General features: G+C 40.8%; 28 protein-coding genes and 1 pseudogene. 4 read left to right on the forward strand and 25 right to left on the reverse strand.

Translation table 11 applies throughout. From position 1 onward, the window contains the following. Nucleotide 1: 1 nt before the first annotated feature. The 17 genes from N521_RS00340 to N521_RS00415 all read right to left on the reverse strand — a co-directional run bounded on the left by N521_RS00340 (nt 2) and on the right by N521_RS00415 (nt 10,827). Nucleotides 2-1,348, reverse strand: coding sequence for a phage tail sheath family protein (locus tag N521_RS00340; protein WP_017367936.1), 1,347 nt, complete (start codon nt 1,346-1,348; stop codon nt 2-4). Nucleotides 1,349-1,351: 3 nt separating this feature from the next. Continuing rightward, complete coding sequence (locus N521_RS00345; protein ID WP_008344108.1) at nt 1,352-1,564, reverse strand: YqzN/YkzM domain-containing protein; 213 nt, start codon at nt 1,562-1,564, stop codon at nt 1,352-1,354. Next, complete coding sequence (locus N521_RS00350; RefSeq protein ID WP_017358989.1) at nt 1,551-2,006, reverse strand: phage tail terminator family protein; 456 nt, start codon at nt 2,004-2,006, stop codon at nt 1,551-1,553. The genes N521_RS00345 and N521_RS00350 overlap by 14 nt, the downstream gene beginning before the upstream one ends. A gap of 4 nt (nt 2,007-2,010) precedes the next feature. Then, nucleotides 2,011-2,508, reverse strand: a complete 498-nt coding sequence (locus N521_RS00355) for an HK97 gp10 family phage protein (RefSeq protein ID WP_017358988.1) — start codon at nt 2,506-2,508, stop codon at nt 2,011-2,013. Further along, complete coding sequence (locus tag N521_RS00360) at nt 2,505-2,861, reverse strand: YqbH/XkdH family protein (protein ID WP_017358987.1); 357 nt, start codon at nt 2,859-2,861, stop codon at nt 2,505-2,507. The genes N521_RS00355 and N521_RS00360 overlap by 4 nt, the downstream gene beginning before the upstream one ends. Next, nucleotides 2,858-3,241, reverse strand: a complete 384-nt coding sequence (gene yqbG / locus N521_RS00365; RefSeq protein ID WP_007500574.1) for a protein YqbG — start codon at nt 3,239-3,241, stop codon at nt 2,858-2,860. Before yqbG ends, N521_RS00360 begins: the two co-directional genes overlap by 4 nt. A gap of 13 nt (nt 3,242-3,254) precedes the next feature. Beyond that, the gene (locus tag N521_RS00370; protein ID WP_035389210.1) at nt 3,255-4,178 is read right to left on the reverse strand and encodes a phage major capsid protein; all 924 of its coding nucleotides are present in this window, start codon (nt 4,176-4,178) and stop codon (nt 3,255-3,257) included. Between the two features lie 22 nt (nt 4,179-4,200). Beyond that, complete coding sequence (locus tag N521_RS00375) at nt 4,201-5,292, reverse strand: XkdF-like putative serine protease domain-containing protein (RefSeq protein ID WP_035389213.1); 1,092 nt, start codon at nt 5,290-5,292, stop codon at nt 4,201-4,203. A gap of 35 nt (nt 5,293-5,327) precedes the next feature. Continuing rightward, complete coding sequence (locus N521_RS00380; RefSeq protein WP_035389215.1) at nt 5,328-6,785, reverse strand: phage portal protein; 1,458 nt, start codon at nt 6,783-6,785, stop codon at nt 5,328-5,330. Continuing rightward, on the reverse strand, nt 6,782-8,083 hold the full coding sequence (locus N521_RS00385) for a PBSX family phage terminase large subunit (RefSeq protein WP_160758062.1): 1,302 nt from the start codon (nt 8,081-8,083) through the stop codon (nt 6,782-6,784). The genes N521_RS00380 and N521_RS00385 overlap by 4 nt, the downstream gene beginning before the upstream one ends. Nucleotides 8,084-8,091: 8 nt before the next feature. Further along, nucleotides 8,092-8,739, reverse strand: a complete 648-nt coding sequence (gene terS / locus N521_RS00390) for a phage terminase small subunit (RefSeq protein ID WP_008344125.1) — start codon at nt 8,737-8,739, stop codon at nt 8,092-8,094. Between the two features lie 152 nt (nt 8,740-8,891). Further along, nucleotides 8,892-9,410 (reverse strand): sigma-70 family RNA polymerase sigma factor, encoded by a 519-nt coding sequence (locus tag N521_RS00395; RefSeq protein ID WP_024719695.1) that lies wholly within the window; start codon nt 9,408-9,410, stop codon nt 8,892-8,894. Nucleotides 9,411-9,534: 124 nt separating this feature from the next. Continuing rightward, nucleotides 9,535-9,720, reverse strand: coding sequence for an XtrA/YqaO family protein (locus N521_RS00400; protein ID WP_370648332.1), 186 nt, complete (start codon nt 9,718-9,720; stop codon nt 9,535-9,537). A gap of 17 nt (nt 9,721-9,737) precedes the next feature. After that, the gene (locus N521_RS00405) at nt 9,738-10,142 is read right to left on the reverse strand and encodes a RusA family crossover junction endodeoxyribonuclease (RefSeq protein WP_017358980.1); all 405 of its coding nucleotides are present in this window, start codon (nt 10,140-10,142) and stop codon (nt 9,738-9,740) included. Between the two features lie 102 nt (nt 10,143-10,244). After that, nucleotides 10,245-10,439: a hypothetical protein gene (locus tag N521_RS00410; protein ID WP_223255589.1), complete on the reverse strand. Its 195-nt coding sequence runs from the start codon at nt 10,437-10,439 to the stop codon at nt 10,245-10,247. Next, the gene (locus tag N521_RS19590; RefSeq protein ID WP_008344135.1) at nt 10,417-10,569 is read right to left on the reverse strand and encodes a hypothetical protein; all 153 of its coding nucleotides are present in this window, start codon (nt 10,567-10,569) and stop codon (nt 10,417-10,419) included. Before N521_RS19590 ends, N521_RS00410 begins: the two co-directional genes overlap by 23 nt. 18 nt (nt 10,570-10,587) lie before the next feature. Then, the gene (locus N521_RS00415; protein ID WP_035389219.1) at nt 10,588-10,827 is read right to left on the reverse strand and encodes a helix-turn-helix transcriptional regulator; all 240 of its coding nucleotides are present in this window, start codon (nt 10,825-10,827) and stop codon (nt 10,588-10,590) included. Between the two features lie 160 nt (nt 10,828-10,987). Between N521_RS00415 and N521_RS00420 the strand changes: the two genes are divergently transcribed. The 3 genes from N521_RS00420 to bioB all read left to right on the forward strand — a co-directional run bounded on the left by N521_RS00420 (nt 10,988) and on the right by bioB (nt 13,103). Beyond that, complete coding sequence (locus N521_RS00420; RefSeq protein WP_007500560.1) at nt 10,988-11,365, forward strand: helix-turn-helix domain-containing protein; 378 nt, start codon at nt 10,988-10,990, stop codon at nt 11,363-11,365. Nucleotides 11,366-11,608: 243 nt separating this feature from the next. After that, entirely contained in the window at nt 11,609-11,959 is a 351-nt protein-coding gene (locus N521_RS00425) for a hypothetical protein (RefSeq protein WP_003213146.1), read from the forward strand. Between the two features lie 148 nt (nt 11,960-12,107). Beyond that, complete coding sequence (gene bioB, locus N521_RS00430) at nt 12,108-13,103, forward strand: biotin synthase BioB (protein ID WP_035389221.1); 996 nt, start codon at nt 12,108-12,110, stop codon at nt 13,101-13,103. 41 nt (nt 13,104-13,144) lie between these two features. Here the strand turns inward: bioB and N521_RS00435 are convergent, their stop codons facing one another. The 4 genes from N521_RS00435 to N521_RS00450 all read right to left on the reverse strand — a co-directional run bounded on the left by N521_RS00435 (nt 13,145) and on the right by N521_RS00450 (nt 16,351). Continuing rightward, nucleotides 13,145-13,618 carry a hypothetical protein gene (locus tag N521_RS00435; protein ID WP_007500557.1) on the reverse strand — a complete coding sequence of 158 codons (474 nt, stop codon included), beginning with the start codon at nt 13,616-13,618 and terminating at the stop codon, nt 13,145-13,147. Nucleotides 13,619-13,789: 171 nt separating this feature from the next. After that, nucleotides 13,790-14,623 (reverse strand): undecaprenyl-diphosphate phosphatase, encoded by an 834-nt coding sequence (locus tag N521_RS00440; RefSeq protein WP_035390159.1) that lies wholly within the window; start codon nt 14,621-14,623, stop codon nt 13,790-13,792. Nucleotides 14,624-14,750: 127 nt separating this feature from the next. After that, the gene (locus N521_RS00445; RefSeq protein WP_007500555.1) at nt 14,751-15,893 is read right to left on the reverse strand and encodes an AI-2E family transporter; all 1,143 of its coding nucleotides are present in this window, start codon (nt 15,891-15,893) and stop codon (nt 14,751-14,753) included. Between the two features lie 65 nt (nt 15,894-15,958). After that, the gene (locus tag N521_RS00450; protein ID WP_035389224.1) at nt 15,959-16,351 is read right to left on the reverse strand and encodes a DoxX family protein; all 393 of its coding nucleotides are present in this window, start codon (nt 16,349-16,351) and stop codon (nt 15,959-15,961) included. Between the two features lie 200 nt (nt 16,352-16,551). On the opposite strand from N521_RS00450, the gene N521_RS00455 reads away from it, so the two are divergent. Beyond that, entirely contained in the window at nt 16,552-17,541 is a 990-nt protein-coding gene (locus N521_RS00455) for a Gfo/Idh/MocA family protein (RefSeq protein WP_035389226.1), read from the forward strand. Nucleotides 17,542-17,596: 55 nt separating this feature from the next. Here the strand turns inward: N521_RS00455 and N521_RS00460 are convergent, their stop codons facing one another. From N521_RS00460 to N521_RS19960, 4 genes and pseudogenes are all read right to left on the reverse strand, one after another. Next, nucleotides 17,597-18,121 (reverse strand): type 1 glutamine amidotransferase domain-containing protein, encoded by a 525-nt coding sequence (locus tag N521_RS00460; protein ID WP_035389228.1) that lies wholly within the window; start codon nt 18,119-18,121, stop codon nt 17,597-17,599. 90 nt (nt 18,122-18,211) lie between these two features. Beyond that, nucleotides 18,212-20,200, reverse strand: a complete 1,989-nt coding sequence (tlpB, locus tag N521_RS00465) for a methyl-accepting chemotaxis protein (RefSeq protein ID WP_007500550.1) — start codon at nt 20,198-20,200, stop codon at nt 18,212-18,214. Nucleotides 20,201-20,365: 165 nt separating this feature from the next. Next, nucleotides 20,366-21,313 carry a methyl-accepting chemotaxis protein gene (locus N521_RS19955; RefSeq protein ID WP_370539194.1) on the reverse strand — a complete coding sequence of 316 codons (948 nt, stop codon included), beginning with the start codon at nt 21,311-21,313 and terminating at the stop codon, nt 20,366-20,368. Continuing rightward, nucleotides 21,305-22,342, reverse strand: a pseudogene (locus N521_RS19960) (HAMP domain-containing protein); the annotation flags it as partial. The pseudogene N521_RS19960 and the gene N521_RS19955, both read right to left, overlap by 9 nt. Nucleotides 22,343-22,401: the final 59 nt, after the last annotated feature.

A 22,401-nucleotide genomic window follows, 5' to 3' on the forward strand; every position in this document is an offset into this window, starting at 1 on the left:
CTTACTTCACCTCCACATTGAAATAGAATTTTTCTGCTGCGTCTACTGGCTGTACTGCTAAATCGATGATAAATCCATCACGATCTTCATTGAGGCCAATGACGATATCTGTTTCTGAGTTAAAGCCTGTAATGCCGCTTCCATCTTGAAGTTGTGTGAGATACTGTGTAATCAGTGTTTTCACAAGCTGCACACCGTCGTCTGATGCTGGAATGTCATTGCCATTGGCTTTGCGTAATTTAATCAAATTTTTCAGTTCAAATGTTAAATCATTGTTGATTGCATCTAGCACACGGATGATTTTGTTTTTCGCCATTTGCTGGTTCTTTTCAACCGTGAAGCTTGTCAAAGAGTTAATATCTTTTTCAACGCTCACCGTGCGGTCTCTTGCATCGAAAGTGAAAAGAAACTCTCCTTGTGATAAACGGTATTCTACTTGATCATTATCAAGACGCTCTAATGTATCGACTGCGCCTTCGTATTCAACAAAGGTCAGTGACTGATTAAAATTCGCTCCTGCACTTGCTCCTGCGACCCAAGCTGTTGTTTGAGCAGGCGTCAGTTCTGTTCCGTCTTCTAAAACAACACCGCTTGTGACATTGATGATTCCTTCTTGATCAGCTGCATAGTTAGCCACAACGCCTTGCACCTTACGTCCTTGCTTATCACGTAAACGCTCAATAAATGACGCGAATGTTGCTTTTAATTGCTCACTATTATCGACTGGGAGTGCAATGACATCAAAGTATTCCGTTTCAGCTGCTTCTAGGAAAGCTGTATAATCTGCGACACTTGCCACACCGTTTTTCCCGCCGCTTAAAGCCGCTCCTGCAGTAATGACCGCTTCGCCTTCACCAGAAAATTGAACGTATTTGTTTTTCACAAGATCTTTGACATCTTTGACCACCTGTTTATCGACAATATCTGTTCCAAGATAGGTGATGACGTCACGCTTTGTGCTGTCGAGTACATTTTCTGCCACTTGAATGGTAATCTCATTTCCTTTTTGACCACCATAATTGGCTGTGACCACAAAGTTTTCTGCGATTTCCGCTTTGGCTGGCTCTCCTTCGTTTAGACGGTAAAGCAAGACCGTTTGCGCTTTTTTCTTCGCTTCACGGAAAAGAAGAAGTGACTTATCATCAATGTTGAGCCCGACCTTTTTATTTAAGTCTTCCATATCGGAAACGGAAATAAAGGTTTTTGGTTCTCCCCAGCTCATGACAAGAGGAAGTGCAACTGTTCCTCGCTCGCCTAAAGTAATTCGCTGCTCTGCTGTTGTTTTAAAATTAAAGTAAATGCCAGGACGCTTTTTCTCTGTACCTGGTGTAAAAGTGCCTCCGTTCATCCTTTAAACCTCCTTGGACAAAAAAGCATCGATGTGCTTCTTTGCTTCTGTTTTTGTAATTGGTTGATGTTTGATATAAAAAAGAGCACCTTCAAGGATTTCTGGTTTTACCCCAAAAAGATCCTTGCTGTGCTCTTTTAAGGCTTCAAATGAAAAGCCAAATTCTTTTTCTTCGCCCGCTGTTTGATCGAGCTGTGTTTTTTTAGTCTTGCTCACGTTTGATCACCCCATCTGAAAAATTGATATCTTCTAGGCTTGGCTGTTTATCTCGGTTGTACCAATAGCTGCTATCCCACGTCAGGACAATCGCTGCTACACCTTGATCTATGATTCTTGTTTCCACTCTTTTTATGCGGACATAATCATCAAGCACCTCTCCATCTTCACTGATCATCTGAATGATTTGACGATCAGCAAGCAATGCATCGACGATTGTTTCCGCCGCATCATGCGCTTTTTCTGTATCCATATGAAACACTTTCACTTGCAGCGAATAAGATTTCATAAAAGTAGACACTGTATCTGGACCACTAATGACAGTCACTGGCGGCACATAAACAGATGGCACTTGGAAACGCTCTGGCAGAAGACGATCATACATTTTCACAGGAAAGCGTGTGTATATATAATGCATGATTGCCCCGACTTCTTGATTCATTCCATCACCTCCCAAAATGTCGATCGATCCAGCTTTGAAGCTTTCGATCTAGCGAGTGTTCAAACATTTGTTCATAGAGCATGACGGCATGATCCCAGTACCCATTTCCTTCAATCCATTGAGATGAAAGCATCATGCCAGTACTGGCGTTCGGATCATATTCAAAGCGGCTGCCGTTCCATCTGCCAGGCACCCATCTTCGTTCTCCATTTGAAGAAATGGCATGTCCATCGTTCACGTAAGAGGCATAATCAAGCTGTGTCCCCACTTCTAGCGTGAGCCCGCCTCGGGAAGTGAGAAAGTAATTCTCCTTGTCACCTTTTTGAAAGGAATTGAGGAGACGGCCTGTATCAACAGCCTTTTCTTTGATGATTTCATCTTGAATGATGTCTAAAAACTGTAAGCCCATTTCCTGTAACCACTCTTGATATTGCGCCGTTAAGCCGATACTATTTGCCTGTTGGAGCTGGGATAGCAGCCGGTCAAGTCCATCAATTTTCATAAGTTTTCCTTTCTGACGGCCATCACTTCCATGTGATGATTTTTCACTCTTTTTGGCTGCTGCAACTTGAGTGAGATGCCGTTCCACACCATTTTGTCATGCAAGCGAATGTCGCTTGCTAAAGGGAAATGGACGAGATAGGACTGATAGATAACTGTATTCGGTTCTTCTTGCACGAGTGACTGGCTTTTTTCTACAACATAGCAAGCCACATCTCTCATACTTGGTGTATCAGGATAAGTGAGGTCCGTTTGCAGATCCCCTGCTGGTATACCAAATTTGCCACGGACTGCCCCCTCATTCTCTAAGTGAAAAAGATCACAGCGATCCGTTAATAGAGAATCATAGCTCATAATGATCTCACCTTTAAATTGGCGCTGCCGCCAGTTAATGACGGTTCAATATAATCAACAAGAAGGGCATACACATAAGGTCTGCCTTTCACTTTGTCCGCTGCCTTTGCATATGAATAATCACCCATTTTTTCTGAAGTCAAGCCTTTCATCATGGATTCATCATCATTCAGCATGGCAAAATACTGGGCCATTTTTAATAAGGCGATCCTTGCTTTTTCAGGAATGGGCTGATATTTTTCATGCGTAAAATCGTGCCCGACCATTTGAAATACCGCTGCTTCTGCTTCAATAATATCTGCCGCTAGTCTCTCTACAGAACGATTTTTCACGCGATCAAATACAGAATAGGCTTGTAGTTCCTCAGCAGAAATGATCATAGCCTGCTGTCACCTACTCTTTCACTTTCATGACTTTGGCTACAGCATCCTCTTCCTCAAATTTGCTGTCGAGCTTCGCTGTCAGAACAATGATAAACTTACGGCTGCGAATATCTTTTTCTACTTCAATGCGAATATTGCGAGAAAACCCTACGATAATGTTTTTCGGATGTGTCAGTAAAATATCTGATACATCTGTTCCTGCTTCATCATATGGCTGCATATTGGCAAGACCTTTGACCGGAACACCGAATGCAGAAGAAAGGCCGCCTTGAATCGCCGCATCTCCGAGACCTGTCTGACGGTTTGCTACTTGGTCTTTCCACTCGACCTCTAAACTTGGGGATGTATAAAAACGGAAATCCTGAGGTACACGTAAATATTTTGACGGCATCGCTTTATAGCCTTGTTTGAACATTTGACGGCTAATTTCCGCTCCATTCGCATCGACAATATGAGAAACTGCCTGTTTTCGTACGCCATCCATTTGAGCTAAAAATGGATCTTGTGATGTTGTATCACCGTTGACGATCAGTTCTTCAATATCGACTGCCGCTCGTTCCGCCAGCATTTGCATAATGGTTTGCTGAATCCCGTCTTTTTCAATGTTGTTTTCAATGCTGTCGTACGTCATATGAATCTCAGCAATGACTTCTTTTGCATTGAGCTGAACAGTGCTTGTCGCTGGGACAACACGGTCTTTTGCATCAAGCGCTTTGCCTTCTTCTGCTGGGCGTAAAATGCGCTGACCGAAGCCGATTTTTTCGATTTTTTGTGAATCACTTTCCATTGGAATGATACGTGCATCATTTAAAACGGTTGGTGTATTTTGCATCATTCTAATGAATGTGTTGGATTGGGCTGCGTTCATGAGACCGCCTGTTTTTAAGCTGGCAAGTGTCATTTCAGCCTTGCGAATCAACTCTTGATTTCTCACACTTTTTCCTCCTTATTTAGGCTTATAGTAAGCCATCCCATATGGGCTTTGTCATATCATTTTGTGTATCGTGATTTGTTTGTTTAGAAATGCCCCGCGCTTTTTCAAGCATGTGTATCCGCTCTGAAATAGGCAGTAGCTGTTGCTGAAGCACATCCTGAATCGCTGCTTTTTCTCTGCCTGCTGATTTCTCTAAGGAAGAGAGCTGATGGCGAATTGGCGCAACCACTTGCTCCAGCACTTTTTGTACAGGTTCTTCTTCACCTGTTTGATCTGTCCCTTGTTTATCCGCTTGTTGTAAAACGTTGTCGATGGCCATTTTTGCTTTTTCTAGTTCGCGTACTTGATCAGTCGTTAATCCGGCATCTTGCTTTTGAACGGATGCTGGTCTTTCGCCAATCGTTTGGAGGACATCATTTGTTTTCAACACATCCTGCACAATTGGAATCAATTGTTCAAGTGCCGCTCTTACGCTAGATTCATCACCATCACTTGACTGCAACGTTTCCAGCAGATGATCTAAAACGCTCCAAAATTGTTGTGGCATATTTGCACCTTCCTCTTTCAAAAAGAAATTTTTCAGCAAAGAAAAAAGCCCTCTCTCGTTCGTTTCTTGAGATAGGAGCTGATCGTGTTCCTCTATTGCGATGATGTCTGCTGTTCCAGCCATTGAGTAGCCTGTAATGTGGCCTTGCTGAATTTGGTCCCAAATATCTTGTGATGCCTTTGTCACAAGTACCCAAGATCCTTTTTGAATCAGCTCCCCGCCTACTTCAAAATCCGCTGGGGCAATGTATGATTCGACGACTTCGCCAACACCGTCTTGAAAATCATGCTGTTTATCAATGTGACGGGCATCTTTCATAAAACCGTGTGCTGCTCTTTCAATTTCTTTGGCCGACATAAAGTCTTGATGTGCATCAGGTGTATTTGGTTCATACACGACGCCATATACGAGACGATGGGCATCCTCTGCCTTTGTCAGGACACTGACTTCTTTTTGAAAGTCAGGCTGCTTTTTCTTTGCTTTCATCAAGAAAAATTTCTTTTGGTTGGCGGCCCTGTCTACATAGGAAACATGCGTAATTTTTGCGTTTTTTAATTCCCTTGGCATATGTTCACCCCCTTTCAAAAAAAGCTCACGTCCTTCTATTTCTCTAGCCGGTTTGGCTCAGATGGAGACAGCCCATCAGCTGTTTTTATGCGGCTTTCTAAAGGTCGGTGGTAGAATTCTTCCGGCCATTCCTCTAACGTCTTGCCAAGAATACGCCCCGCAAGATCTCGTAAATCATTTGGCGATACTGCCCCAGCCTGAATAAATGGTGTCAGAACCTTCGCTATCTCTAATGGATCTCTAAAGTCAGGGCCATTTAATAGAAAGCGGACATGCCATATATCTAAATCCGGGAGAAAAAGAGTATTGAGTTTCCCTGTAATAAGATGCCGCTCTGGCTGAAATACTTGCTCCTCCGTTGTTTTACGCGCGGTATCTGCTGTGGCCTTGTTATAATCTTGTGACTCTCCTGTGTAAATAGGCGGCAGACGAAAAGCGGAGCGGATTTTGTTTCTCGTCTTTTCATCGTATTCTAAAAAGAGCGCATCCTCTTGCAGGATTTCCGCCAAGGATTTAAAGTTCACTTTGACATTTGATACATCTTCTTCACCTGTTAATCCTTTTTCTGTCGGAAGCCCTTCTACTTCAAGCAATAAAAACTTATGCGCATGGTCAGAGCCTTCAATATCATCCATATAATCTTGTAGCTGCTGATAAGAAGTCTCTGACAGCATGCCGTTTTCGACAATGATGGCACCAGGTACATGCCGTCCTTGCTTAAAATAAAGATAATTCAGCTCTTCTGCTTTTCGTGCGCCATACATATTGACGATGTTGCCAATCCAGCGGGGAATCCCATACGTCCCACTGCCAATTTTAAAATGAATGACTTCTGTTGCTTGAAGCGGTTCTGGTGTAGCATCATCGTACTTGCCTGTTTCACAATTTAATATGCGCGGATCACCATACTCCTTGAAAAAGACTTTCTTCTCATTGATGACCTGCACATATTTTCGGAATCGTTTCTTGCGATTCATCGTCTTTAATTCGCCGTTTTCTGTGTAGCGGAATTCGACGTCGACTGGCTCACTTAGCTTGCAAATGCGGATATGGAGTGCATCCAAATACTCGATTCCTGCCGGCTTTCCTTGTCCATCCCGCAGCACCTCTAAAAAGCCATTTCCTGTTTTCTCCCGGTCTTCTAGGACATAACCAAGAATTACGTCAGCAGACTCATCATAGTTCATGTATTTCGTAAACTCTTCGAGTCTTGTCCATTCCTTCTCGGCTGTCTTCTTTTTGACCGGTTTCACATCTTCCGCATTAAAATCAAAGGCGTATTCCACCCCAAATCCAAAACCTAAAATGTTTGTTCGATACGCATCTATACATTGCTGAAGAATCGTTGAGTATTCTGCCATGCTTTTTAATTCATTGATATGGTAGGGCGGGGGGACAATGTCATCTTTTTCGTATGAAAATTCATCCTCATACATTTGTTTTGTATGATCAGACATGTTGGCCTTCATAATCGTTGCTTTTAATTGTTTCATTGTATGGACCTCCTCTCTCGGTTTGGACGGACACGCTCTGAAGCAGTCTGTTTCAAATCGGTCACCTCATAATCATCTAGCGCATACCAAATGGCGGATAATGTGTGTGGATCGATTTGAAATTCATCTTCCTCTAAGCGGCCGTTCTTATCTGCCTTATAGGTTAGTGATTGAAGTTCATAGATGGTATAAGGGCAAGCATCAGAACAAATGATTTTCTTAAATCGTTTGATTTTCTTTGTATATTGCAAACGTGAGCCTTGGAACTTATGTGCAGCGACCATTTGAAATCCGCGCTGCCGAAAATAGTGAATCGTTTTAGGTTCTGCTGCGTCTGCCTTAATGAGTTCCTTTGATTCAACAAATTCTTTCAGATCAACAGCTGTTTCATCATCCGTTTTCCCGCGGTCGTAATATTCCCAATAAATATATAAGTACTTTTTTTCATGATCGACAGCTAACCGAATGAGCGCATTGTAGGATTCGACAAATCCAAAATCCATCCCCGCCCGTTTCAGCGGTCTTTCAATCTGCCCGATCGCTTCTAATACGTCAGCATGCTGTCTGACCTCAAATTGCGGAAACACTTTTGTGCCATTGATACCGAAGTATCCCTTCCTTGCAATTCGATAAAGATCTGGATCGTATTCTTTCAGCTCATCCAGCTGCTTGACATAGCTTTTAGGAAGAAATAGATTGTCTTCTGCTGTTGAGTGGTGATAGTACGTATCTTTTATCACGATGGTTCGCTGTTTGTATAAGGTTTCGTCATCAAGGACAAAACGTTTCAGCTGCTCATCTCGAAAGAAATGTCTGTACGTCCAATTATCCTGACCAACGGGATTCGTCGATAACATCATATAAAGAGGTAAAACCGGATGTCTCAGCCTTCCAAGCAGTTCTTTAAACCCTTCATAAGAAACCTCGGAACACTCCTCAATCCAAATAATTGAGATGTTGTTGATCGACTTCAATTTCTCAGGCTTGTCCAGTCCTTTAAATAAAATGCTGCTCCCATTGCGAAAAGTGAGAGCAAGCGGTGAACTGCGGCACTTTACTAGATGATCGATGCCAAGATCGCTGACGATTTCTTGTAAAAGAGAATAGGTCGACTCCCGGTGCGTATCATACACTTCTCGAATGACAAGTGCTGTCCGTTTTTCCTCAAGCAGCTTTAAGATCAGCTTTAAAGCAATGTGATAGCTTTTGGATGAGCCATAGCCGCCTACTAAAAACTGAAACTTTTGATTCCAATCGAACAAAAAGTGTTCAAAGTGAGGATTGACTTCTTTTTCAATCAACGGCGTCATGAATCGTCCTCTTTTCTTTTGATCATGATATGAAGATCTTCTTCTTTTTCCTCACGAACTGCTTTTTTTGTTTTTTCGATTGTTAGCTCAATTTGCTTCAGCCTTAATCTTCGTTCATCTTTCGCATGAGCGAGCTCTTCAAACTGTTTAATCAGCCGTCTTAGCTCTCCCATTGCACGAGATTGGGCATTTAAAAAAGTAGCATGCCGATCCCATGAAAATTGAAACGAAAATTCCTCTGCCGTGATCTCTGGCTCTGGATGAATGCCTTCACCTGTTTCTTCCTCTAATGAAGAAGGCAAGTACGTCGCCTTTTTCAGTTCTTTGATCATGTCATCTTGATCTGCTACATGCATGATGCGCTGCGCTCGAATAATGGCTGCGTATTGAATTTGAATTTGATCCCAGATGATATCAAGAGATGTGCGCCCATCCATTTTTTCCATGATTTCAATCGTTTCATCTGAAAGAAATTGATGAAAAATCGAGTGCGCCTGCTTTGACGGTGTTTTTTGTCTTTGCCAGCCGTATCGTCTTTTCCATGATTTGACGGTATGGATGGAGACGTTGTAATGATCCGCTAGCTGCTGGTACGTCATCCCTTTCATATAATCCTGCTTAGCCTCTATCCGTTTATCTTTCATTTACATTCACCTGCCGCCTCCTTTTAGTTCGAATGATTCCCTGAAGAGAAATCATTTGTGCCGGGCTAGCAAACATTCGTTTGGTCTTTCTAACTATAGATGGCAACTGTAAGACAAGCTTTTGAAGATTGATGTGATGAAAGAAAAAACGCCTATTCAGCAGCTCTGAATAGGCGTTCTTGTACTTTTTTGGACATTTTGGTCCGAGCTCTTTCCATATGTTTTTGGACTGTTCCTTTTTTTACATCTAGCATGATCGCAATCTCGCTAAATGACAGACCCTGCGTTGTGTGCATAAAAAATACGTCTTTCTCTCGATCTGTCAAAACGGATAAGGCTTCGTCAATTCGCCTTTTGTCCCGCTCACTTACCTCTCTTTCTTTCTCTTGAATGAGGGTGTATTCATGTGATAAAGCCTCTAATACCTCTTGATTAGCAAGAATGGTGCGCTGGTACACAGACCGTCTATCTAATCCTCTGCGTGCGCCTGGCTCTCTACCGATTTGAAGCCATTCCACCACGTATTCTAAATCACTGACCATACTGGCGATCATTTTTTGATCATGTTTGTCCTGATCTGACATCTGTTTCTCTTCTTTGTCTTTCAATTGTTCATATCGTTTTCTGGCATCTTTTAAACTTCTTTTATATTCGATCAGTAAATCTTGCATCTGTGCTCTCTCCCTTTTTTAAGAAAATAAAAAACGGACACCAATCAGCCCCTTTTTATAGGGTCTTGATCAGTGTCCGCAGGCTTTCCGTCTTGGACTTATTCAGTTGTTCTTGTTCATCAGACTAGCTGATTTTAAAACCAATCTCATGATCGACTCTTGCAAAATGCCCTTTTGCTGTTTGAATAATCGTTTTTCCATGCTCAGGTACATCCATCATATAAGCCGTTCCTACGTTTCCATCTAACACAATGACTTGAATCTTTCCTTTTTCCATTTCACCGACAAATGTCTGGTTTTCTTGAATCATGAGTTGTTTTGGCTCGTTCATATGCTTGTCTCCTTATTTGGTGGTGAGGATCTCATATCATCACCCATCGTATTTAAAATGATTTCCATTCGAGGACGCATGCTATAAAACTGTGAAACTCTTAATTCTACAATCTGTAAAGAGGCGTCATCGGTAACGGCATGAAGTGCTTCTTGTATATACTGCAAATTTGGTTGAAGAATGCAGATGTGTACCGGGCGTATCAAGCCTTTTTCTGCAGATGTACGCGTGTCTTGGCTGTTCGCTAGATCAATGGGCATATTGTAAAATGAGCGAATGTCGAGTGATAATGCGCCTTTTATTTTGCTTGTGCATTGCGCTTTAGCGGCTGTTTGAATTCTGTTTATCAATGTCTCTTTTGTACATAAATGTTCTTTTTCAATGATAAAATGAAGGACCATGCTACGATCTCCCGTCATCCTTCGCCCACTGCCGAATGTCTTGTTCGTTTTGACCCGCATTGAGCAAACATTTCAGGAATGTCATGATTTGCTTCAATCGATTCATGTCGCATTCATCCTTTCCTTCTTATTGTCATCAACGTCTTTTTCTGCCATGAGGGTCATGTATGTGCGTTTTTCTTCTGCCGTGGGGAAAGCAAACATCGGCTCTTTTTGATGAAAAGTGATCCAGCCGCCAGCTTGTACTAGGCAATGCTGTGCTTCTTTTCGGGCATCAAATGTCATCTGATGTCTCATCATCATCAAATCCTTTCTCACGGTTCTCGTCCTCTAATCGATAACCATTTCGGGACATTTCATATGGCCAGTAACGTTTTGGATAGCCGAAATCATTCATTTGTGTCACCATCGGATGTTCGATATTCATTCTGTTTGTCTCCCCTTTTTAAGAACGGTCTTCCTTACGACTATTACTCTTTTTGTGTAACTTTTGACCAAAAAAAAGCTCTTGAACACCGATATTTAGCAAATCTGCAATATGCTTGGCTATTTCTAAGCTGGGCTTTGTTCGGCCCCTTTCTATATTTGCATAGCCACTCGTGTACTTATATCCAAGTTTTTTCGCCATATACGTTTGTGTTTTTCCTTGTAATATTCGTTCTTCTCGTAAATTTTCAAGTTTCATGTTTCCACCTCTTACTCATTATGTGTAAGTTATATTTATTATGATAATATACACAAAACGAGTAAGTCAATCAAATTTTTATTCTTTTTGTGTATTTATTTATCTTTTCCGTGTAATTCATGATAAAATTTACACATAATATGAAAAAAAGGTGTTTCCGATGGATAATTTGACTGGAAAGATTCTAACTGAATTAAGAGAGAAACATGGATGGAGTAAGTCTACCGTTGCCAAAAAACTCGGATTAAAGGCGATGTCAACCTATGCTAACTGGGAATATGGATTGAGAAAGCCAGATGGTGAAATGATTGTGAAAATCGCCGAGTTATACGGGGTCTCAACAGATTATCTTCTCACAGGTAAAGACAAAAACGCCTCTGATGACGATCTTGCAGATGATCCTGATTTGCAAATTGCGTTTAAAGCTGCCTCCGATTTTTCTGAAGAAGCACGAAGACAAACCATCGACTTTATTAACTACATTAGAGAGAAAGAGAAACAAAAAGGCCGTCAGCCAAAACAGACAGACGACAAATAAAAGATCTCTTTTTATAAAGCATCACATAGCTGGGTAGATACCCAGCTTTTTTTATGTCTCTTTTTCCTCCTAAAAAAGAATGACATATGAATAAAAAATCATGTGTTTTTTGGGTAAAATCGTCTTCCCCTACATAATATGTGACAATTTTCACCAAAAATACTCATTTTTCCACTTATTTTGATTGACATATAATTCTATTATTATTAATATATGTATATACCAAAAAAAGGAGTGTTACCGATGAAAAAATTAATGAAAGCTTGTACATTGTCTTTAGCTGCTTTAGGTGCTCTTACGTTCTTCCAAACTGAAGGTGCTCATGCAGCTGCACAGCCTAAAGAACCAGTTATAGCAAAAGCTCCTATTATGAATAAAGTGATTACAGTGAACCGCACACTTACTGTAGGTTCTTCAATTGCTGTCTCACTTCCAGCTAGCCAAATTTCTGTATCAGGCGCAACGTATGCCATTCAATTAGACCAAACTGCTCCAAATTTCACTTGGATCCGTGCTGTACAACGCGGTTCTGTTACAGTGTCTTACTATAATTCACTAGGTGAGCTTGTTATTAACTATATTACTGTTCGTTAAGCGATTTTTTTCATATGAAAAGGCGATGACTACATGTTCATCGCCTTTTTGTGTTTTTACTTTTAAGCTGCTTACCAGTGCTTGCCAATCTCTATCCATTATGTTAACTTTTAATAAAAATAAGTTTACATATTGAGAGGGGCTTATGATGGGAAAAATAACGTCTTTGTCTTGGGAAACGATCGTGAAGAAAGCCATCAATCATGAACCAATTACGATGGAAGAAGGTCTAAATATTCTTGAAGCAGACGACGCAGAGTTGCTGCCTATTATGCATGCTGCTTATCAGGTGAGATTTCATTTTTTTCAAAAAAAGGTGAAATTAAATATGATCTTTAACGCCAAAAGCGGATATTGTCCTGAAAACTGCGGGTATTGTTCACAATCGGTGATTTCAACAACTCTGCTTGAGAGATATACAATGCTTGACCAAAAAACCATTGTGGCCGGTGCGCGTGAGGCGTTAAAAAGAAAAGCGGGGACTTATTGTATTGTAGCAAGCGGGAGAGCACCTTCGCACCGTGAATTAGATGAAGTCACCGCAGCAGTAAAGGAAATTACCGAGACGATGCCTTTGAAGGTGTGTGCATGCCTTGGGTTATTAAATGAAGAAAAAGCAAAGCGGCTGAAGGAAGCGGGTGTTCATCGGTATAATCATAATCTCAATACACATCAAGATCATCATGCTCAAATTACAACGACTCATACTTATGATGACCGCGTATCGACCATTGATCAGGTCAAACAGTCAGGGATGTCACCATGTTCAGGGGTTATTATTGGGATGGGCGAAACCAATCAACAAATTGTCGAAATGGCTTTTGCGCTTAGAGCCCTTGATGCGGATTCGATTCCCGTCAACTTTCTCCATGCAATTGAAGGAACGCCTCTTGAACATCAAGAACGCACACATCCGATCAAAGCGTTGAAGGTTTTGGCACTGATGCGATTTATCAACCCGGCTAAGGAAATTCGAGTATCTGGGGGAAGAGAGTTTAATTTACGAACGCTTCAGCCTCTCGCATTATATGCAGCGAACTCTATTTTTGTAGGCGATTATTTAACGACAAAAGGACAGCAAGTTCAAACCGATCATCACATCATTGAAGATTTAGGTTTTGAAATAGAAGAATGTGCGCTTTAAAAAAAGTCTGCCGATGGATCGGCAGACTTTTGACGTTGAGGTTAGAATCTTTTATGGAAATCGACAGTACCGCTTCCTTCTTCGCGGTCAAAGCTGCCAACAAAAGTCCAGTTAATATAGCCCCCGTCACCATTGTTGACAAACGTACCATCTTCAAATACCCAAATACCAAACGTAATGCCGTCATATTCAACACTATCATAATAAACAACATTGTTCAGTCCGCTAAAATCATGATCTTGGCTTAAGTTTTGAACAACTACGTTGTAATTTTGACCTGCTTCATAGAATGCACTGTATGCCGCATTTTTTACAAATCCATCACGATTTTGAGATGATTTTACTGCTTGTTCAATTTTATCGGCAATGGCTACTGGATCAATCGAGACACTTCCATCGACACCTGTTGTCGTAGCAGCTTCAGCCTTTTGACCAAAAGTCGTAAGAGATAAAGGGACAGCAACCATTGACGTAGCAATCATAGAGCTAACAAAAAATTTACTTGTTTTCCTCATTATTTCTAACTCCTCCTTTAATTGGTATGTTTATGTACTACCCTTTTCTTTGTCACTTAAACACTAATTTAAGAAAAAACTTCTTTTTCTACCAATTAAGAGGCCATTTTTACTGTTTAAAAAGGCAAAACAACAAAAAAACTACTCTTTTAAAAGAGTAGTTTTCCATCATTACATAAACATGATGAATAAAATCAGACCTAGGATAATTCGGTAGATCGCAAAAGGCACAAGTTTGATTTTATTAATCAGTTTTAGGAAGAATCGAACAACAAAGAGAGCCACAATAAACGCACTCACAAAGCCCACAATAAAGAATGGAAGCATGTCTGTTGTTAAATATTCGGCATTTTTAACAAGTGTTAAGAGGCTTGCTCCCGCCATAATCGGCATGGCCATAATAAACGTAAAGTCAGCCGCCGCTCGGTGATTCAGTCCAAGAATAACACCACCTGCTATTGTAGAACCTGAACGCGAGAAGCCTGGCCATAGTGCTAAACATTGAAATAGCCCGATATACAGCGCTTGTCTGTACGTCATATTATCCACAGAGCTTGTTTCTGTTTTACGTTTATTGATCCAATCAGCGACAAGCATCAGCACAGCCCCCAAAATCAAACCGACAGCGACCGTTCTCACATCAAACAAATATTTATCAATATAATCTTCAAATAAGAATCCTAAAATGACGGCTGGGACGAGTCCAACAGCAATTTGAGCAATGGTCAGCTTATGTCCGCTGCGCTTTTGTTCTTCTGTGATATTTTTCTTTAAGCCTAACAAGTTCAAAATACGATCTTTGAACACGATCATGACAGCTAAAATAGAACCTAACTGAATCACGACTTTAAATGTGTTTGCAGCCTCTGGCGTAATGATGTCTTTTGATTTTAGCCAAAGATCATCAACAATGATCATATGCCCTGTAGACGAGACAGGTGCATACTCTGTTAATCCTTCGACAATTCCTAAAACCAGTGCCACGAATAAATCCCATAGATTCATGATTTTCTTTCCTTTCAATTCTGATCTTTTGAACTGGCCAAACATCTATGTCCACATAAAGACAAGCTTTCTTTTTCGAAAGCTCGTCTTTATGATACTATATTTTTTTCTAAAAAAGATTATGACATCAAACCTTTTCTTCTTTATACAAATTGGATCGCATTTTGAACCAATCAAACAGGTGGGTCGTGATCACTTTCAGAACGGCATACGTCGGAATCGCGACAATGATGCCGACTACGCTGAACAATTTACCTGCTGTTAATAGAACAAAAATAATCGTAATCGGATGGATATGAAGGTTTTTCCCCATGACCTGAGGAGAAATGAATTTCCCTTCAATAAGTTGAACCACTGTCCAGACAATGATGAGTTTTAAAAGCATCACTGGTGATGTCACAAGCGCAATCACAATCGCTGGTGTAATCGCAATGGTTGGACCAAGGTATGGCACTACACTTGTACATGCCGCAATAATTGCCAGCAGCAGCGCATAGTCAAGTCCAATAATCATATAGCCAATTAAAAGAAGAATACCGATACAGAAGCTGACAATGATCTGCCCGCGTATATAAGAACTTAGACGATGGTTCATTTCGTGAAGCACGATATGAGTATGGTCTCTAAACTTATTCGGGATAAATTTCAAGAAATAGTCAGGCAGTTTTTTGCCGTCTTTTAATAGATAAAACAGAATGAACGGAACCGTCACGATCGAGATGATAATTTCAGTAAGCGCCCCTAAGAAAGTGCCGACTCCGGTAAAAGTACTTTCCAAAATCTTCGTCGCTTGACTTGACGCTTTACTCACCAATTCAGAGACGTTAAAGTTCATCGTTTTCTGCACTTGACTAATAAAGTTGCTTCCAGTTAATTGTCTAATCTGTTCTTCTACCGTATCAACGTATTTTGGCAGATTATGAAACAGACTCATCGTTTGTGCTTGTAAAAAAGGAATAATAGATACAATGGTCACTGTAATGATCCCAATAATGACGATATATAAAAGCAAAATCGAAAAGATCCGTTTGACCTTAAATCTCTCTAATAAATTCACAATTGGATTTAATAAATAATACACAACCCCCGTTAAAATAATCGGTAAGGCAATGGTTTTGATGAGTACAATGAGCGGTGTGAAAATAAAAGATGCTTTCATGAAAACAAGGATATTCAACCCTATTAATAGCAGGATGAGTAAAAAGAGAACAAACTTGTTATCAAGAAAAAATTTTCTAAATCGACTGCTCCACATTTGCATAGAATTCATATCTTTCCTCCAAACACGGGCTATTTTATGAGTAAATTGTACACTACTTGATCATCATTTTGTGATCATTGTTTTAGCTTTTTTTCACGTTTCGCAATGGCCATGGCCCATCTAATCAAAATCGGTTGTCCGATTAATCTCATCCATAACAAGGCTTGTTCTGTGCTCTCTTGCCCTGGAAATGGAATCCCTTCTCTCGCAGCAAATAGGTTCGCAGGGAAAATGAGCACCAGATAGACAGCGATCATTTTTGCTGCCACAATCCTTACGTTTGGAAGAAGCAGTAATACGGCCAACAGCCATTCCAAGCATGCGGTGGCATAAATGATGCCATAGGGAAATGGCCATCCAGACATCATGTGGGCAAAGCCGCTTGGCTCTATCACATGAAAAACACCGGCTGCTATAAATAAAAGCGCGAATGCATATGTACTTCCTATATGTAGGATGCGCTTCATGTTCGTTTCCTCCTCCCTCCTTCTCAAGTATTACCCGAATGAAGGAGGAAACTATCCACTTTTCGTACATTTATATTCTTTATGTAAGACGCATCAGCTAAGGTAAAGGTTTCATCCGCTTTTCAATAAAAAAGAAGATTCTTTCATACAAACGCTTTCAAAGCATGTATAATCAGAGAAAAGCAGAAGGAGGGAATGTGATGATTCGATTTGCTGTCATCGGAACGAATTGGATTACAGATCGATTCTTACAGGCTGGTGAAGGAGTGGCGGATTTTACATGTACGGCCGTCTATTCTCGGTCTGCTGAAAAAGGACAGGCATTTGCAAACAAGTATGGCATTGATACCGTCTTTACTAATTTACAGCAAATGGCGGCAAGTGATGCGTTTGATGCTGTGTATATCGCAAGTCCAAACGCCCTTCACAAAGAGCAAGCGATGCTGATGATGGCGCATCAAAAACATGTATTATGTGAAAAACCATTGGCCTCTCACCGGAAAGAGGCTGAAGAAATGATTGCTGCTGCGAAAAAATATCAGGTGTGCTTAATGGAAGCGATGAAGACCACATTTCTGCCGAATTTTCTTCAAATCAAACAGCATCTTGATCAACTAGGCCCCATTCGGCAAGTGATCGCTCATTACTGTAAATATTCCTCAAGATACGATGCCTACCGAAACGGTGAGATTCCAAATGCTTTTAAGCCGGAATTATCCAATGGCTCCTTAATGGACATCGGCGTGTATCTTGTCTTTCCCATCATTTATTTATTCGGGCTGCCACATCAAATCACCGCGAGAGGCTATACACTTTCTTCTGGAGTTGATGGGAGCGGTTCATTACTTTTACAATATGAAGGGCATCAAGCACTGCTTTTTCATTCAAAAATCTCAACGTCTCATGTATCTGCTGAAATTCAAGGGGAGGATGCCACAATGGTGATTGATCAATTTCACCGTCCTTCTCGTATCACCATCCATGATCGAAATGGACAGCAAACCGATATTTCTCTCAAAGATGATCAACCTGCTATGTATTATGAAATCGATCACTTCATTCAATGCATCAAGCAAAAAAAGGGACAGTCTCCAATCAATACATTTGCCTTATCCGTTCAAACCATGTCCGTCATGGACGAGGCGAGAAGACAAATGGGCATTATCTATCCAGCCGACAGACAAATGTAATGAGGCATTGAATGAACAAAGGGTGTTTTACAGCCCTTTGTTTGTTCGTGTGAAACTAGTTTTCCGCTAATACATCGGCAAATGCTTTCACATATGGCGGAAGGTCCGGCGGGCGTCTGCTAGATACAATATGACCATCTGTCACAACGGCTTCATCAAACCATTCTGCTCCAGCATTCGTCATATCATCTTTAATACCAGGTGTACTCGTTACTTTTTTACCTTTCAGGATACCAGCTGAAATGAGCACCCAGCCGGCATGACAGATTTGTCCGATCGGTTTGCCCTTTGCATCAAACGTACGAACGATGTCTAATACTTCTGGATATCGGCGAAGTTTATCGGGCGCCCATCCCCCAGGAACGAGAACCGCATCATAATCATCTGCTTGAATGGAATAGAAGTCTGCATCTGATACAGCTGGCACTCCGTACTTCCCGATATATTCATGATCTGCTTTTTCGCCTACGAGATGGACAGTTGCCCCCTCTTCTCTTAATCGCAAAACGGGATACCATAGCTCTAAATCTTCAAAATCATCACTGACTAACGCAATGACCTTCTTATTTGATAAACGCATAACATCTCTCCTTTTCTTCGGATTTCCTCTATTGTACGAGATCATCTCTTAAAAAGAAAAGCGGTTCCCCTTGAGGAGAACCACTTTCCATTATTCACTGATCTTGAATTTTTTAATTAAGTCACGCAATTCTTCCGCCATTTGGGAAAGCGTCGTCGAAGAAGAACTAATCTCTTCCATTGATGCCAGCTGTTCTTCTGCTGATGCTGCGATATCTTGAATACTTGCTGAACTCTCTCTCGATACATCTGCAATTTCATTCACTGCTTTAGAAATTTGCTCAGATCCTTTTGAAAGCTCACGAACTGTCGTATTCATTTCATTGATTCTTGTCGCAATTTCTGCCGTTTGCTGATTGATTTGTGAGAAGCTTTCTTTTGTTTGGTCTGTAATTGATAGACCATTTTTTACTTCTTCATTCACAGATTTGAACATATTTTGAGACGTTTCAATTTCAGAAACAATTTCTTTGACGAGTTTTTCAATCTCTTTTGCAGAATCTGATGATTGAACTGCCAGTTTACGGACTTCTTCTGCTACGACCGAGAAGCCTCTGCCTGACTCACCCGCACGTGCTGCTTCAATGGCTGCATTTAGAGCCAGTAAATTCGTTTGATCTGCTATACCGTTAATGACACCTAAAATGTTGGTGATATCTTTTGATTTATGCTCTAATCCGTTGATCACACTTTCAGCTTCTTTCACTGAATGATCAATCGTTTTCATTTGACCAACTGTCTGTTCAACAAGCTGTCCGCCTGTTTCTGCGACTGTTTTTGATTGAACCGATGATTCTGTAATGACATCAGATGTTTGTGCAACTTCATTTAGCCCTTCGTTCATTTGTTTCAAGTGGGCTGCACTTTGTTCCACCATTTCACTTTGATTTTCGTTTCCATTCGAGAATGTTTCAATGGATGATGTAATATGTTCGGTTGCTTTTGTCGTTTGACCTGCACTTGCCGTCAGTTCTTCAGACGATGACGCCACGTTTTCAACAGATGTCTGTACAGCTTGGATGACGTCTCTGAGTGACTCACTCATTTCATTAAAACTTGTACCGAGCTGACCAATTTCATCCTTTGATTTAACATCAATTTTTTCTGTTAAATCTCCTTCGCTAATCTTCTTAGAAGAGGAGACAAGCATGGAAAGTGGTTTTGTAATAGAACGGATGATAAAGAAGATGAGAATCCCGCCAATGATGAGCGCACCAGCTAATATAATAGCCGCCATGTTGAAGACTGGCTGCGCCGCTTCTTCTACTTCATTGACAAACATTGTACCGGCAATTTTCCAACCAGTCGCTTTGTTTGTTGTGAATTCCATTTGCTTTTCTTTTCCTTCAAACATATAACTCATTGAACCTTTGTCTTGCGTATAAAGCTTGTCTACCCAATCACCTGTTAATTTTGTTCCTGCTTTTTTCGTTGGATGTGCCACGTATGTCCGATCTGGGCTTCCGATAAAAGCATGACCTTCTTTACCAATATTGATACTATTAGACTCTTTTACTAGATTCGCAATGTCCAGGTTCATGGCAATAACACCAGAACCGTCCTCTAGTTTTTTAGAAATCGTCACAACAAGTGTACCAGTTGATGCGGTTGGGTATGGAGCGGAAACAGACAGCTCACCGTTTTTCGCCCAGCCATCTTTGTACCAATCCCGCTCAGTTGCGACATAATCAGCAGGCATTTTTTGATTTGGATATCTTGAGAACACTTTTCCATCACTTGAAGCAACAAAGATGCCTTCTGTGTCATCATTCATGCTCATGAATTGCTCAAAGCGCCCTTGAATATCAGTCGTTCCTTTTTGCCCCAGCTTTTTCTTCGTAATCCATTTGCTAAAGAAATCGGCTGCGTCTGTTTTTACTTTCACAACCTTCGTAATGTTTTTGTCCAGCTGTTCTACATTTTCCTTTGCACTTTGCATGATTTGATCATTTAAAGAGGTGCTCGCCGTATGATATGAAGAGAATGCCAATACGATAATTGGGCATAAAAGAATAAATAAGAAAGAGAAAACGAGCTTTTTTGATATAGATGGTTTTTTGAAATACTGTATGAAATTCATAAAAAAGAAAACTCCTTTTAGTAAGATAGTATATATATCGGAAGTACTACTAGGTTCTTTACTTTTTTAATTTATTAAAGTCTAGATAAGTCCAAAATACCCAAATTATGTGCAAAGAACGGAAAAACACCTGACGTCAAAACGTCAGGTGTTCCTCTATGGCTCTTATATTTTAAATTGTTTGATGAGCTCTCTCAGTTCTTCTGCCATTTGAGATAAAGTGGCGGAAGATGAGCTGATCTCTTCCATTGATGCCAGTTGTTCTTCTGCTGAAGCCGCAATATCTTGGAAACCTGCGGAACTTTCACGTGAAAGCTCTTTGATTTGATTGACTGCTTGTGAAATATCGTTTGAGCCATGAGAAAGTTCTTGGGCTGACCCGTTCATTTGTTTCATTTGTTCTGTCATTTCTGATGTCTTATGGGTGATTTTCTCAAAACTCACTTTCGTTTCATCTGTAATGTTTAATCCAGATTGAACCTCACCTGCTACTTGTCTAAACATCTTCTGCGACTTTTCAATTTCATCTACGATTTCGTTCGTTAGGCTTTCAATTTCTTTTGAAGAGCTGCCTGATTGCTCTGCAAGCTTGCGGACTTCTTCAGCGACCACAGAGAAGCCTCTTCCTGCCTCACCTGCACGTGCTGCTTCTATCGCTGCATTTAAAGCGAGGAGGTTCGTCTGATCTGCAATGCCGTTGATGACTCCAAGAATGCTTGTAATGTCCTTAGATTTCTGTTCTAGCCCTGCAATCACAAGTTCCGCTTCTTTCACTGCTTGTTCAATCGTTTGCATTTGACCTGCTGTTTTTTGAACGAGCTCTCCACCAGCCTGAGCGGTTTTGCTAGACTCAATAGATGATTCCATCATGTGAGAAGTCGTGTTGACCATATGTGATAAGCTTCGATCCATGTCGTTTAACTGGACAGAGCTTTTTTCGATCATCTCATTTTGATGTTCATTGCTGTTTGAGAACTGTTCAATAGATGAGGTAATATGCTCAGTCGCTTGGGCTGTCTGTCCTGCACTAGCTGTTAATTCTTCAGATGAGGCAGCAACATTTTCAATTGAATTCTGGACGGCTTGAATGACTTGTTTCAGCTTTGCCGACATATCGTTAAAGCTCTGTGCAAGCTTGCCGATTTCATCGTGTGTGCGCACCTCGATATGCTGGGTGAGATCCCCCTGACTGATTTTCTCAGCCGATTCAGAGAGCTCTATGAGTGGTTTTCGGATCGATTTAATAATAAAATAAATCGCGATTCCACCGATGACAATCGCAGCAGCTAGGATGATCATGGTTAAGTCAAGCACTGGCTGTGCGGCTTCCTTCACTTCGTTGACATACATTGTTCCCGCAAGCTTCCAGCCTGTCGCTTCATTTGTGTCATAAAACATTTGCTTCGGCTGTCCGTTGAATTCATATTCGAAACTGCCTTTTTTATTGTGATACATCTTTTCGATGAAATCGCCTGTCAGTTTCGTCCCGGCCTTTTCCGTTTTGTGAGCAATGTAACGTTGGTCTGAGGTAGCGACAAACGCATAACCTTCTTGACCAATTTTGATGCTGTTTGTATCTTTCACAATTGTGTTCAATCGTACATTTATACCGATAACACCAGAACCATCTGCTAACTGTTCTGATATTGTGATGAGCAGGTCATCTGATGACTTGTCTGTAAAAGGATCTGAAATGATGAGTTTGTCATCTCCCATTGATTGTTGAAACCAAGAATCATTTTTTGCGCTTTTGGCACTACCTTTATGAATCTCGGAATATTCAGTTAGTTTACCATTCTGATCTGCAACAAATACTTCTACGACATCGTCGTCTGTTTCCGATAGTTGCTCTAATTTCACCTTAAGTAAATCCTTATTTTTAGAGGCCAGTTCCTTTTTTTTCACCGATTTAGATAAATATGAAACAATATCAATTTTAGGCTGTACATCTTTATTGATCAGTTCATTTAATTGATTCACACCATTTGCAGCGCTAGACATAATCTCATCATTGAGAGACTTAGACGCCACTTCATAGGAAAATGCGGCCAACACAAGAATGGGCACTAGGAGAATCGCTAAGAATGCAGTAATTAATTTCTTTGACATCGTAAAGTGCTTAAAAAAGTTGATTTTTTTCATGACTCTACTCCTTTTGGTTTATGATTTGGGATCATCCCCCTCTATTCTTAGGTAATACG

Source organism: Bacillus sp. UNC125MFCrub1.1, from assembly GCF_000701305.1.
Taxonomy (GTDB): Bacteria; Bacillota; Bacilli; order Bacillales; family Bacillaceae; genus Bacillus; species Bacillus altitudinis.

What these genes read in the sequence shown, in the direction of transcription:
- N521_RS00340 (WP_017367936.1), bottom strand. Translation starts at nt 1,348, where the DNA reads ATGAACGGAGGCACTTTTACACCAGGTACAGAGAAAAAGCGTCCTGGC.
- N521_RS00350 (WP_017358989.1), bottom strand. Translation starts at nt 2,006, where the DNA reads ATGAATCAAGAAGTCGGGGCAATCATGCATTATATATACACACGCTTT.
- N521_RS00355 (WP_017358988.1), bottom strand. Translation starts at nt 2,508, where the DNA reads ATGAAAATTGATGGACTTGACCGGCTGCTATCCCAGCTCCAACAGGCA.
- N521_RS00360 (WP_017358987.1), bottom strand. Translation starts at nt 2,861, where the DNA reads ATGAGCTATGATTCTCTATTAACGGATCGCTGTGATCTTTTTCACTTA.
- yqbG (WP_007500574.1), bottom strand. Translation starts at nt 3,241, where the DNA reads ATGATCATTTCTGCTGAGGAACTACAAGCCTATTCTGTATTTGATCGC.
- N521_RS00375 (WP_035389213.1), bottom strand. Translation starts at nt 5,292, where the DNA reads ATGCCAAGGGAATTAAAAAACGCAAAAATTACGCATGTTTCCTATGTA.
- N521_RS00380 (WP_035389215.1), bottom strand. Translation starts at nt 6,785, where the DNA reads ATGAAACAATTAAAAGCAACGATTATGAAGGCCAACATGTCTGATCAT.
- terS (WP_008344125.1), bottom strand. Translation starts at nt 8,739, where the DNA reads ATGAAAGATAAACGGATAGAGGCTAAGCAGGATTATATGAAAGGGATG.
- N521_RS00395 (WP_024719695.1), bottom strand. Translation starts at nt 9,410, where the DNA reads ATGCAAGATTTACTGATCGAATATAAAAGAAGTTTAAAAGATGCCAGA.
- N521_RS00400 (WP_370648332.1), bottom strand. Translation starts at nt 9,720, where the DNA reads ATGATTCAAGAAAACCAGACATTTGTCGGTGAAATGGAAAAAGGAAAG.
- N521_RS00405 (WP_017358980.1), bottom strand. Translation starts at nt 10,142, where the DNA reads ATGGTCCTTCATTTTATCATTGAAAAAGAACATTTATGTACAAAAGAG.
- N521_RS00410 (WP_223255589.1), bottom strand. Translation starts at nt 10,439, where the DNA reads ATGAGACATCAGATGACATTTGATGCCCGAAAAGAAGCACAGCATTGC.
- N521_RS19590 (WP_008344135.1), bottom strand. Translation starts at nt 10,569, where the DNA reads ATGAATATCGAACATCCGATGGTGACACAAATGAATGATTTCGGCTAT.
- N521_RS00415 (WP_035389219.1), bottom strand. Translation starts at nt 10,827, where the DNA reads ATGAAACTTGAAAATTTACGAGAAGAACGAATATTACAAGGAAAAACA.
- N521_RS00420 (WP_007500560.1), top strand. Translation starts at nt 10,988, where the DNA reads ATGGATAATTTGACTGGAAAGATTCTAACTGAATTAAGAGAGAAACAT.
- N521_RS00425 (WP_003213146.1), top strand. Translation starts at nt 11,609, where the DNA reads ATGAAAAAATTAATGAAAGCTTGTACATTGTCTTTAGCTGCTTTAGGT.
- bioB (WP_035389221.1), top strand. Translation starts at nt 12,108, where the DNA reads ATGGGAAAAATAACGTCTTTGTCTTGGGAAACGATCGTGAAGAAAGCC.
- N521_RS00435 (WP_007500557.1), bottom strand. Translation starts at nt 13,618, where the DNA reads ATGAGGAAAACAAGTAAATTTTTTGTTAGCTCTATGATTGCTACGTCA.
- N521_RS00440 (WP_035390159.1), bottom strand. Translation starts at nt 14,623, where the DNA reads ATGAATCTATGGGATTTATTCGTGGCACTGGTTTTAGGAATTGTCGAA.
- N521_RS00445 (WP_007500555.1), bottom strand. Translation starts at nt 15,893, where the DNA reads ATGAATTCTATGCAAATGTGGAGCAGTCGATTTAGAAAATTTTTTCTT.
- N521_RS00450 (WP_035389224.1), bottom strand. Translation starts at nt 16,351, where the DNA reads ATGAAGCGCATCCTACATATAGGAAGTACATATGCATTCGCGCTTTTA.
- N521_RS00455 (WP_035389226.1), top strand. Translation starts at nt 16,552, where the DNA reads ATGATTCGATTTGCTGTCATCGGAACGAATTGGATTACAGATCGATTC.
- N521_RS00460 (WP_035389228.1), bottom strand. Translation starts at nt 18,121, where the DNA reads ATGCGTTTATCAAATAAGAAGGTCATTGCGTTAGTCAGTGATGATTTT.
- tlpB (WP_007500550.1), bottom strand. Translation starts at nt 20,200, where the DNA reads ATGAATTTCATACAGTATTTCAAAAAACCATCTATATCAAAAAAGCTC.
- N521_RS19955 (WP_370539194.1), bottom strand. Translation starts at nt 21,313, where the DNA reads ATGTCGGCAAAGCTGAAACAAGTCATTCAAGCCGTCCAGAATTCAATT.